We start from the raw sequence: 10,864 nt of genomic DNA, 5'->3' as shown, positions 1-10,864 counted from the left end.
GTCCATCTGCGCAGCACCAGTGATCATGTTTTTAACGTAATCGGCGTGTCCTGGGCAGTCTACGTGTGCGTAGTGACGAGTTGGAGTATCGTACTCTACGTGAGAAGTAGAGATTGTGATACCACGCTCGCGCTCTTCTGGAGCGTTATCGATAGATGCGAAGTCTTTAGCTTGGCCACCGTACACTTTTGCAAGCGTAGTACAGATAGCAGCAGTTAGAGTTGTTTTACCGTGGTCAACGTGGCCGATAGTACCAACGTTAACGTGCGGTTTTACGCGTTCAAATTTTTCTTTAGACATGGATAGTCCCTCTAGGCACGGTATTTGGTGGCATTACGACCACACAACCAATCATGGGTTTGTAGAGTATATATCAAAAGGATTGAACTGACTTAAGGAGAGAGTGGTGCTAATAGGCGGAGTCGAACCGCCGACCTCACCCTTACCAAGGGTGCGCTCTACCAACTGAGCTATATCAGCACACAAGAAATGTGGAGCGGGCAGCGGGAATCGAACCCGCATCATCAGCTTGGAAGGCTGAGGTAATAGCCATTATACGATGCCCGCAAAAATCGTCACTCGATAAGCTATTCTTTCTATTGAAACTGGTGGAGGGAGATGGATTCGAACCATCGAAGGCAGAGCCGTCAGATTTACAGTCTGATCCCTTTGGCCACTCGGGAACCCCTCCAAATTTTTTCAAGCACTTTCACTCATTTAGGAGAAAGTGGTGCCGACTACCGGAATCGAACTGGTGACCTACTGATTACAAGTCAGTTGCTCTACCTACTGAGCTAAGTCGGCGTAAGTGCTGCGCATTCTAGAGAACTATTTGTAGCCTTGCAATACCTTTTTAGCGATTTTTTCAGATTTCGAACCTTGCTGGGCAAATTTTAGCCGTTAGCGACATTTCGCATACAAAGCAAGGCCTTCCAATACCAAATCCGAGCGGTGATAGTAGTCCTTCCCCCACATCTGAGGCAAATGTCGAACGCCTCCGCCACATAGGATCACTTTAGGTTCAGTTTTTAATCGCTCTTTGGCTTGTGCCAGACCATATTCAATCAGCCCGACCAAGGCGGCTCGGCATCCGTTTTTTAGTCCATCAGCGGTGTTATCGGCAAAGGTCAGGGTATCGCTATGCTCCCTGTCGGAGAAGACCTTGGTGGTATTCTCGAGCACCGACTTCATCATCAGCTGGTAACCAGGTGCTATCCAGCCTCCAAGATGCTTCCCTTCTTCGGACATGACATCAAAAGTTAGGGCAGTGCCGATATCAACAATGACTGTCGGCGCTTTGAATTCCTGGCGAATCGCCACTAGCGTCAACCAGCGGTCTACCCCCAGATACTGGTATTCGCTGTACGCGTTCTTGACACCGAAGTCTTTCTTCAGTGTCTTCACCTGCATTACCGGGATATTGGCTAACTGCGAGATACGTTGAATAGAGTTGTCAACTTCCACCGGCCCGACACTTGCGAAAACAATTCTGGTGACTCCATTCTCCAGTAAGGGCTCCAAGACCATTTCCAGCTTCTTGCTTGGGAAACGTCCCAGCAACGTGAAATGACCATCTTCAAATAATTGGGCAACTTTTACATAGCTGTTGCCCGCTTCAATCAAAATTTGCATCAACAACCTCTAAGGCTGATTTCACCACCGAGGTAAGGTGTTACCCCTTGCTCGGTTTCCAGTAATAACGCTCCCTGGTTATTGATCCCGCGAGCAATCCCTTCCACTACACGGTTACCCATCAATAACTTCACAGGGCGATCCAAAAAGTTATCCAGCCTATTCCAGCGCGTTGTAAAGCCGTCCATCCCGCTTTCTTCATAATCACTCAAAGCATCATGCAGGCGATTGATCAACGTTGCTGCGAGCGTATTGCGATCAGGCAGTGTATCGCAGGCCTCGGCAAGGTTAGTCCAAGACTGTTCAATCGACTCGCCTTCTGACTCCGGCATTGCGATATTAAGGCCCATGCCAATGACCAAATGTGCCGCCTCGCCAGTCTGACCGGACATTTCCACAAGGATGCCAGCCAACTTGCGGTCTTGGTAGTAGAGATCATTCGGCCATTTAACCTTGATCCCTTCCGTCCCCAAGGACTCAAGCGCTTCAGCAATAGCAACACCGACGACCAAGCTCAGCCCCATTGCCGCAGCAATACCCGCATCTAGCCGCCAGTACATTGAAAGGTATAGATTACTGCCAAATGGGGATAACCACTGGCGGCCCCGACGACCCCGCCCCGCTTGCTGATATTCGGCTAGACAGCATGCGCCTTTTGGCATGGCGCCAACGCGATCAAGCAAGTATTGGTTGGTAGAGTCAATCACTGGAATAAGCTCTAATCTCGGGCACTTTACCTGAGCCAAGATCTTATCGCAATCAAGGAGTTCCAGTTTTTTAGGTAGGCTGTAACCTTTGCCCTGCAAGCGGAAAATATCAATTCCCCACGTCCTTAAAACCTTAATATGTTTACTCACTGCAGCGCGGGATATCCCTAGGGTCTCTCCCAAGGCTTCGCCAGAATGGAACTGTCCATCCGCCAACTGAGCAATCAGAGCAAGGCGTGTGGAGTGCTCTTTCATCGGTGTACCTCTGCCAATGTTGTTTCTTGTGCCGCTGCCATAAAGCGAACTTCATGTTGTAGCTGGATACCAAATTTCGCTTCCACGCAGTCCACGACATACTGAGCAAGTTGTAATACATCTTGGACGTCTGCGTGGTGGTAATTGACCAAGACCAACGCTTGTTGGTCATGCACCCGAGCTCCACCTATTTGATGGCCTTTGAGCTGGCACTGATCGATAAGCCATCCGGCAGCTAGTTTTTCCAAATTATCGGATTGAGGATAATGCGGCATCGAAGGGTATTGTGCAAGTAGATGCTTAACAAGGTTTGACTCAACCAAAGGGTTTTTAAAAAAGCTACCGGCATTACCAAGCACCTTCGGATCCGGCAGCTTATCCTGTCGAATTTCACACACAGCTGCAAGAATCTCTCTCGCCGTCACGGTCTCAGGCTCAAATTGTGCCAGCGGGCCATAGGAAATCACGGGCTTCCATGCTTTTGGTAACTTTAAACCAACAGCGATAATGGCATGACTGTCTTTTAGCGCATGTTTAAAAATAGAGTCTCGGTAGCCAAACTGGCATTCTTCGGCAGTCAGGCGGCTTTGCTTACCCGTTTCTAGCTCTACGGTGTCGACATATACGCAGATATCTTTCAGCTCGACCCCGTAAGCGCCGATATTTTGGATGGGCGATGAGCCGACGCAGCCTGGTATCAATGCCAAGTTTTCCAATCCAGGCATACCTTGCTCAACGGTTTGAGTCACTAGACGATGCCAATCTTCACCAGCCCCAACATGAAGCATAAAAGCCTGAGCCGTTTCTTCAACGTCTATACCAGCGATACGGTTGAGGATTACAACACCGGAGAAATTATCACAAAAAAGAATATTGCTCCCTTGGCCTAGGATCAACTTAGGCAGATCCCGATACCGTTCATCTTGCCAGATAGACACCAAGTCTTGTGTTGTCTCGGCAACGACAATGTCTTTGGCCTTCACATCCAAACCAAATGTATGAAATGGTGCTAGTGACCTATCTTGCAAAACTTTCATGCGACTTCTGATCCATACCTTTATACTAGGGGGTTCATTTTAACTGATTCATCCACTCTTGGCAGTGTTTTCACTATGAGCAAGCTTAGATTCCACCCTCTAGAGCCTCTTCGGTTTCCGTTAGTTAACCGCTTTTACAAGTCTTATTATCCTGCAGGGAAGGCAAAAAAAGATGAAGTGATCTGGATCGGTGAGGATAACAAAGGCATAAAGGCCTGTGTCAGGTTCAAGCAATTTGACGAGTACCAACTGCTCACCGGTATGCTTGTACACCCAGAACTCCGATCTCAAGGCCATGGCATCGCCCTCCTAGAAGCCTGCAGAGAACAAGTAACCACTTCCCAATGTTACTGCTTTGCCTTCAGCTACTTGGAAGAGTTTTACCAAGAGTCTGGATTTGTCATCATTAAGGATAATGAGTTACCCGAGCCGCTCCAGTCAAGGATCAGCCGCTATAGGCAAAGCGGTAAAACACTCACTCCCATGATCTATGATCAAAGGAGTAAGCTTGAATTAAGCCAAGCGTGATATAAGCCAACTTAGCAATACGTTGACTATGATGTTTTTCTGATATAATTGCGCCCTTAACTAACCGATTCATCCTTATTAAGGTCGCGTAAACGAGGCGATAATGGATTCAGCTATTGCTAACAAGCAACGCATTGAGCAACTGCCGTGTATTGCACACAAGCCAGATGATTTAGAGACCCTTCTCGATGCCGGATCGTTCCGTGAACGTCTCCACCAAGAAATCTCCAATGCCAAAGCGCGTATTTATCTAGTCGCGCTCTACCTCCAAGATGACGATGGTGGACGTGGTATCCTCACTGCGCTGTACGAAGCCAAGCAGGCTCACCCTGAACTTGATATAAAGGTACTGGTTGACTGGCACCGGGCTCAGCGTGGGCTTATAGGAGCCGATAAATCAGATGGTAATGCCGCCCTATACCGCGAATTCTCGGAGAAATACGAGCATCAGATTGATATTCTCGGAGTACCGGTCCGTAACCGCGAGGTCTTCGGTGTTCTTCACCTAAAAGGCTTTGTTGTCGATGACAAGATCATCTATAGCGGTGCCAGCCTAAACGATGTGTATCTGGCTCAACACCAACGTTATCGCTATGACCGCTATCACGTGATCAAAAATGGCCACCTTGCCGACAGCATGGCCAGTTTCATTGTCGACACATTAGTGAACAGCGATGCTGTTAACTGCCTCAGTCAGGTCAACCGTCCAGAGACCCGTAACCTGAAAGGAGCAATAAAAGAACTGCGCCACCAATTACAAAGAGCCAGTTACCAATATAACCCAGAGCAGATCTCTGATGACGAAGTCGGCCTAACACCACTCGTTGGCCTGGGCAAACGGAAGAACCGGCTGAACCAGCATATCTGTACCCTGATTGCGAGCGCACAAAAAGAACTGACAATTTGCACCCCTTATTTCAACTTTCCACGCAGCATTAGCAGGGAAGTGAAAAGGGCGCTGCGTCGCGGTGTGAAAGTAACAATCATCGTCGGCGACAAAACGGCGAATGATTTCTATATCCCACCTAGCGAGCCGTTTAAAACCATCGCAGGGCTTCCTTATCTGTATGAAGTCAATCTGCGTCACTTCGCTAAGCAGAATGAAGCCGCCATCGCAAGGCGCCAACTTGCTATCCACCTGTGGAAGCACAATGACAATAGTTTCCACCTTAAGGGGATCTGGGTTGATCGCAGCTATATGCTGATCACTGGTAACAATCTAAACCCTAGGGCTTGGAAGCTAGACTTGGAAAATGCCATTCTGGTCCATGATAAGCAACAGCTATTGGCAGACCAGAAGCAGCGTGAGCTTGACCGCATTCTAAAGCACACCCAACTTGTTGGGAGCTATAAGTTCATCGACAAGGTTGATGCTTACCCGGCCCCAGTGCGAAAACTGATCAAGCGTATTCGACGCGTTAAGGCTGATCATATCCTTAACCAGATCCTGTAAGAGAGGCAGCCATGACGATTGCAGCCATTGATGTTGATCCGCAAAAAACGTTCACACCTCTGTGTCCGAACGAATTGCCGGTTGCTGAAGGTGACACTATTGGACAGGCGCTAAACCACCAGGCTGATTTAGCTGAGTTACGCGTTCTGACCAAGGACGCTCATCCAAGTAATGCGGTGTGGGTTGTAGAAACACATGACAAGATGCTTTCACCGTTAGATCACCCCAATGCAGATCTGACTTGGGTCAGCCATGCAGTGCCGGGGACACCAGGTTTTGAAACTATTCCAGATCTCCCGCCTGTCACTGAGTATGATCATGTGATTTGGAAGGGGATCGAGCCGGATCTTCACCCTTATGGTGCTTGCTACCATGATCTTAGGGAAAAACTCAGCACCGGACTGATCGAATGGTTACAAACCCAATCCGTTAAGACGGTATTGATCGGTGGCTTAGCAACTGACTACTGTGTTAAAACCACTGCCCTTCAATTGCAAGCAACCGGGCTATTTAAGGTCATTGTCAATCTCGCTGCTTGCCGTGGTATCGACCCAGAAACCGTTGAAAAAGCTTGTGCCGAGATGAAAGAGGCTGGTATCAGTGTCTGTCGCAACATCAATGCCGTTGAGGCACTGCTCTCATAGCGCTTTCTCTGTAATATCACTAATGAAACCCAGCCCATGGCTGGGTTTTCTTTATCCGCACCTTTACCAGATAGCTTGCTTATATCGATAGCTGCATACCTATTTGGATAGATTCACAACACCCTTGTCAGTGGCATGAGAAAACACAACTGACTCTCTTATAGCTCTTTACGCCCGAAGGGCGAACACACCTTGAAGACGTAAAAAAGCCCGAGTCTTTTGACGGGGACGCCTAGTCTTGGGCTATTTGGCCGTAGGCCAAACATTGACTGATACAAAAAAGCCCCAGCATTTCTGCTGAGGCTTTCGAAGAAGTGGCGGAGCGGCCGGGCTGGCGCACCACCGGGGACGCGTCCGTCCGGGACTCATTCGCCTGCAAGGCGAACATATCCGACATATGTAAAAAAGCCTCGCTATTTCTAGCGAGGCTTCTTAATAAGTGGCGGAGCTGATGGGACTCAACGCGCACGGCCAGTGCCGCGACTAAAGTGCGCAGCACTTTTAGGGCGCACAGAATGCAAAAAAGCCCCGCTATTTCTAGCGTGGCTTCTTAATAAGTGGCGGAGCGGACGGGACTCGAACCCGCGACCCCCGGCGTGACAGGCCGGTATTCTAACCAACTGAACTACCGCTCCACACGGTGATAAACATGTTCATGTCTATCCGATACACGTCGTTCAATACGCATATCTAAATTGGGAGCCTGGCGATGTCCTACTCTCACATGGGGAGACCCCACACTACCATCGGCGCTATTACGTTTCACTACTGAGTTCGGCATGGGATCAGGTGGGTCCATAATGCTATGGTCGCCAAGCAAATTCTGTTTATTCACCGCCCCCCGGGCAGTAAATAGCAATCTGGGAAAATCTAACTAGTTGTTCTCAACACGCATTCAAGTGCTCATGGAGTCCGCTAAAACCCCTTGGGTGTTGTATGGTTAAGCCTCACGGGCAATTAGTACAGGTTAGCTCAACGCCTCACAGCGCTTACACACCCTGCCTATCTACGTCGTAGTCTTCAACAACCCTTTAGGAACCTTATAGGTTCAGGGATGACTCATCTCGAGGCTCGCTTCCCGCTTAGATGCTTTCAGCGGTTATCGATTCCGAACTTAGCTACCGGGCAATGCGTCTGGCGACACAACCCGAACACCAGAGGTTCGTCCACTCCGGTCCTCTCGTACTAGGAGCAGCCCCTCTCAATCATCCAACGCCCACGGCAGATAGGGACCGAACTGTCTCACGACGTTCTAAACCCAGCTCGCGTACCACTTTAAATGGCGAACAGCCATACCCTTGGGACCGACTTCAGCCCCAGGATGTGATGAGCCGACATCGAGGTGCCAAACACCGCCGTCGATATGAACTCTTGGGCGGTATCAGCCTGTTATCCCCGGAGTACCTTTTATCCGTTGAGCGATGGCCCTTCCATACAGAACCACCGGATCACTATGACCTGCTTTCGCACCTGCTCGAATTGTCATTCTCGCAGTCAAGCGGGCTTATGCCATTGCACTAACCTCACGATGTCCGACCGTGATTAGCCCACCTTCGTGCTCCTCCGTTACGCTTTGGGAGGAGACCGCCCCAGTCAAACTACCCACCAGGCACTGTCCGCACCCCGGATAACGGGGCGACGTTAGAACATCAAAACTACAAGGGTGGTATTTCAAGGACGGCTCCACGCAATCTAGCGACTGCGCTTCRAAGCCTCCCACCTATCCTACACATGTAGGTTCAATGTTCAGTGCCAAGCTGTAGTAAAGGTTCACGGGGTCTTTCCGTCTAGCCGCGGGTACGCAGCATCTTCACTGCGATTTCAATTTCACTGAGTCTCGGGTGGAGACAGCGTGGCCATCATTACGCCATTCGTGCAGGTCGGAACTTACCCGACAAGGAATTTCGCTACCTTAGGACCGTTATAGTTACGGCCGCCGTTTACCGGGGCTTCGATCAAGAGCTTCGACCGAAGTCTAACCCCATCAATTAACCTTCCGGCACCGGGCAGGCGTCACACCGTATACGTCATCTTTCGATTTTGCACAGTGCTGTGTTTTTAATAAACAGTTGCAGCCACCTGGTATCTGCGACTGCCAGCAGCTTAGGGAGCAAGTCTTGTCACCGCCGGCAGCGTACCTTCTCCCGAAGTTACGGTACCATTTTGCCTAGTTCCTTCACCCGAGTTCTCTCAAGCGCCTTGGTATTCTCTACCCGACCACCTGTGTCGGTTTGGGGTACGATTTCTTATAATCTGAAGCTTAGAGGCTTTTCCCGGAAGCATGGCATCAATGACTTCATCACCGTAGTGACTCGACATCGGGTCTCAGCCTAGTGTAATCCCGGATTTGCCTAAGATTACAGCCTACACCCTTGAACCTGGACAACCGTCGCCAGGCCCACCTAGCCTTCTCCGTCCCCCCATCGCAATTATAAGAAGTACGGGAATATTAACCCGTTTCCCATCGACTACGCCTTTCGGCCTCGCCTTAGGGGTCGACTTACCCTGCCCCGATTAACGTTGGACAGGAACCCTTGGTCTTCCGGCGAGGGAGTTTTTCACTCCCTTTATCGTTACTCATGTCAGCATTCGCACTTCTGATACGTCCAGCACACCTTACGATGCACCTTCAACCGCTTACAGAACGCTCCCCTACCCAATACAATAAATTGCATTGCCGCAGCTTCGGTGTATAGCTTAGCCCCGTTAAATCTTCCGCGCAGGCCGACTCGACCAGTGAGCTATTACGCTTTCTTTAAATGATGGCTGCTTCTAAGCCAACATCCTGGCTGTCTGAGCCTTCCCACATCGTTTCCCACTTAGCTATAACTTTGGGACCTTAGCTGGCGGTCTGGGTTGTTTCCCTCTCCACGACGGACGTTAGCACCCGCCGTGTGTCTCCCGGATAGTACTTACTGGTATTCGGAGTTTGCAAAGGGTTGGTAAGTCGGGATGACCCCCTAGCCTTAACAGTGCTCTACCCCCAGTAGTATTCGTCCGAGGCGCTACCTAAATAGCTTTCGGGGAGAACCAGCTATCTCCAGGTTTGATTGGCCTTTCACCCCTAGCCACAAGTCATCCGCTAATTTTTCAACATTAGTCGGTTCGGTCCTCCAGTAAGTGTTACCTCACCTTCAACCTGCCCATGGCTAGATCACCTGGTTTCGGGTCTAATCCTAGCAACTGTACGCCCAGTTAAGACTCGGTTTCCCTACGGCTCCCCTAATCGGTTAACCTTGCTACTAAAATTAAGTCGCTGACCCATTATACAAAAGGTACGCAGTCACCCAACAAGTGGGCTCCTACTGCTTGTACGTACACGGTTTCAGGTTCTATTTCACTCCCCTCACAGGGGTTCTTTTCGCCTTTCCCTCACGGTACTGGTTCACTATCGGTCAGTCAGGAGTATTTAGCCTTGGAGGATGGTCCCCCCATCTTCAAACAGGATATCACGTGTCCCGTCCTACTCGTTTTCACTGATATTGTGCTACCGGTTACGGGGCTATCACCCTGTATCGCTGTGCTTTCCAGCACATTCACCTGTCGTCAAACTAGCTTAAGGGCTAATCCGGGTTCGCTCGCCGCTACTGCCGGAATCTCGGTTGATTTCTCTTCCTCGGGGTACTTAGATGTTTCAGTTCCCCCGGTTCGCCTCGTTACGCTATGTATTCACGTAACGATAACTGCTTATGCAGCTGGGTTTCCCCATTCGGAAATCCAAGAGTATAGTGATTCTTACCATCTTCTCTTGGCTTATCGCAGGTTAGCACGTCCTTCATCGCCTCTGACTGCCCAGGCATCCACCGTGTACGCTTAGTCACTTAACCATACAACCCCAAGAGGTTTCGTATGGTCAACAACCAAGGTTGTCCATCTGAGTTATGATGGACTGTTGTTTCGCCGGACTCTTACACAAGACACTTGAATGTGTGTTGCTTGAGAACTCGTTTTTATCTTTCGATGAAACTTTTTAGTATTGCATTCATTGGATTGAATTTACTAGTCAGCTTTCCAGATTGTTAAAGAGCATGTGTTTCGTTATCCCCAAGGGGATAAAAAACCACTTTCTAACGACTTTATCAATAAAGTGTTTAGAAAGTGGTGGAGCTATGCGGGATCGAACCGCAGACCTCCTGCGTGCAAGGCAGGCGCTCTCCCAGCTGAGCTATAGCCCCAACGTATTGAAAGACTTCACACTCACTTCCTCTGGGAGAGAAAGTGGTGGGTCTGAGTGGACTTGAACCACCGACCTCACCCTTATCAGGGGTGCGCTCTAACCACCTGAGCTACAGACCCAAGTCTTTCACGTTCTTTTACTATTAACCAAGCAATCTGTGTGGACACTGCATAAAACAGCAGTCATATCGTTAAGGAGGTGATCCAGCCCCAGGTTCCCCTAGGGCTACCTTGTTACGACTTCACCCCAGTCATGAACCACACCGTGGTAAACGCCCCCCCGAAGGTTAAGCTATCTACTTCTGGTGCAGCCCACTCCCATGGTGTGACGGGCGGTGTGTACAAGGCCCGGGAACGTATTCACCGTAGCATTCTGATCTACGATTACTAGCGATTCCGACTTCATGGAGTCGAGTTGCAGACTCCAATCCG

7 protein-coding genes, 7 tRNA genes and 3 rRNA genes are annotated in these 10,864 nt (G+C 49.6%); 3 read left to right on the top strand and 14 right to left on the bottom strand.

The features are described from left to right. The 8 genes from L4D79_RS00085 to murB all read right to left on the bottom strand — a co-directional run. Nucleotides 1–300, bottom strand: a 300-nt coding sequence (locus L4D79_RS00085; protein WP_428645725.1) for a GTP-binding protein, incomplete at its 3' end; no start/stop codon positions are given. A gap of 104 nt (nt 301–404) precedes the next feature. Further along, a tRNA-Thr gene (locus L4D79_RS00080) sits at nt 405–480 on the bottom strand. A gap of 12 nt (nt 481–492) precedes the next feature. Then, nucleotides 493–567 (bottom strand) — tRNA-Gly (locus tag L4D79_RS00075). 39 nt (nt 568–606) lie between these two features. Further along, nucleotides 607–691, bottom strand: a tRNA-Tyr gene (locus L4D79_RS00070). 37 nt (nt 692–728) lie between these two features. Next, nucleotides 729–804 (bottom strand) — tRNA-Thr (locus L4D79_RS00065). A 96-nt stretch (nt 805–900) separates the two neighbouring features. Beyond that, nucleotides 901–1,632, bottom strand: coding sequence for a type III pantothenate kinase (locus L4D79_RS00060; RefSeq protein ID WP_428645722.1), 732 nt, complete (start codon nt 1,630–1,632; stop codon nt 901–903). Then, nucleotides 1,632–2,594, bottom strand: coding sequence for a bifunctional biotin--[acetyl-CoA-carboxylase] ligase/biotin operon repressor BirA (gene birA, locus L4D79_RS00055; RefSeq protein ID WP_428645720.1), 963 nt, complete (start codon nt 2,592–2,594; stop codon nt 1,632–1,634). Before birA ends, L4D79_RS00060 begins: the two co-directional genes overlap by 1 nt. Beyond that, nucleotides 2,591–3,631 carry a UDP-N-acetylmuramate dehydrogenase gene (gene murB, locus L4D79_RS00050; RefSeq protein ID WP_428645717.1) on the bottom strand — a complete coding sequence of 347 codons (1,041 nt, stop codon included), beginning with the start codon at nt 3,629–3,631 and terminating at the stop codon, nt 2,591–2,593. The genes birA and murB overlap by 4 nt, the downstream gene beginning before the upstream one ends. A 75-nt stretch (nt 3,632–3,706) precedes the next feature. On the opposite strand from murB, the gene L4D79_RS00045 reads away from it, so the two are divergent. The 3 genes from L4D79_RS00045 (at nt 3,707) to L4D79_RS00035 (ending at nt 6,256) form a co-directional block, all read left to right on the top strand. Further along, nucleotides 3,707–4,159, top strand: a complete 453-nt coding sequence (locus L4D79_RS00045) for a GNAT family N-acetyltransferase (protein ID WP_428645714.1) — start codon at nt 3,707–3,709, stop codon at nt 4,157–4,159. 103 nt (nt 4,160–4,262) lie between these two features. After that, nucleotides 4,263–5,612: a CDP-diacylglycerol--serine O-phosphatidyltransferase gene (gene pssA / locus L4D79_RS00040; protein WP_428645711.1), complete on the top strand. Its 1,350-nt coding sequence runs from the start codon at nt 4,263–4,265 to the stop codon at nt 5,610–5,612. Nucleotides 5,613–5,623: 11 nt separating this feature from the next. Then, nucleotides 5,624–6,256, top strand: a complete 633-nt coding sequence (locus L4D79_RS00035) for a nicotinamidase (RefSeq protein WP_428645709.1) — start codon at nt 5,624–5,626, stop codon at nt 6,254–6,256. A gap of 558 nt (nt 6,257–6,814) precedes the next feature. Here L4D79_RS00035 and L4D79_RS00030 read toward each other — a convergent pair. The 6 genes from L4D79_RS00030 to L4D79_RS00005 all read right to left on the bottom strand — a co-directional run. Continuing rightward, nucleotides 6,815–6,891 (bottom strand) — tRNA-Asp (locus tag L4D79_RS00030). A gap of 66 nt (nt 6,892–6,957) precedes the next feature. Further along, nucleotides 6,958–7,073, bottom strand: a 5S ribosomal RNA gene (gene rrf, locus L4D79_RS00025). Nucleotides 7,074–7,192: 119 nt separating this feature from the next. Next, nucleotides 7,193–10,083: ribosomal RNA gene (locus L4D79_RS00020) — 23S ribosomal RNA — on the bottom strand. A 272-nt stretch (nt 10,084–10,355) separates the two neighbouring features. Continuing rightward, nucleotides 10,356–10,431 (bottom strand) — tRNA-Ala (locus L4D79_RS00015). 44 nt (nt 10,432–10,475) lie between these two features. Then, nucleotides 10,476–10,552, bottom strand: a tRNA-Ile gene (locus L4D79_RS00010). A 72-nt stretch (nt 10,553–10,624) separates the two neighbouring features. Next, a 16S ribosomal RNA gene (locus L4D79_RS00005) occupies nt 10,625–10,864 on the bottom strand; the annotation flags it as partial.

It is taken from the genome of Photobacterium satsumensis (genome assembly GCF_050336935.1).
Lineage (GTDB): Bacteria > Pseudomonadota > Gammaproteobacteria > Enterobacterales > Vibrionaceae > Photobacterium > Photobacterium satsumensis.
This window is presented reverse-complemented; position numbering and strand designations above follow the sequence as displayed.

Excerpts from the sequence above, each read along its gene's own strand:
- L4D79_RS00035 (WP_428645709.1), top strand. The coding sequence starts at position 5,624 with ATGACGATTGCAGCCATTGATGTTGATCCGCAAAAAACGTTCACACCT.
- murB (WP_428645717.1), bottom strand. The coding sequence starts at position 3,631 with ATGAAAGTTTTGCAAGATAGGTCACTAGCACCATTTCATACATTTGGT.
- birA (WP_428645720.1), bottom strand. The coding sequence starts at position 2,594 with ATGAAAGAGCACTCCACACGCCTTGCTCTGATTGCTCAGTTGGCGGAT.
- pssA (WP_428645711.1), top strand. The coding sequence starts at position 4,263 with ATGGATTCAGCTATTGCTAACAAGCAACGCATTGAGCAACTGCCGTGT.
- L4D79_RS00060 (WP_428645722.1), bottom strand. The coding sequence starts at position 1,632 with ATGCAAATTTTGATTGAAGCGGGCAACAGCTATGTAAAAGTTGCCCAA.
- L4D79_RS00045 (WP_428645714.1), top strand. The coding sequence starts at position 3,707 with ATGAGCAAGCTTAGATTCCACCCTCTAGAGCCTCTTCGGTTTCCGTTA.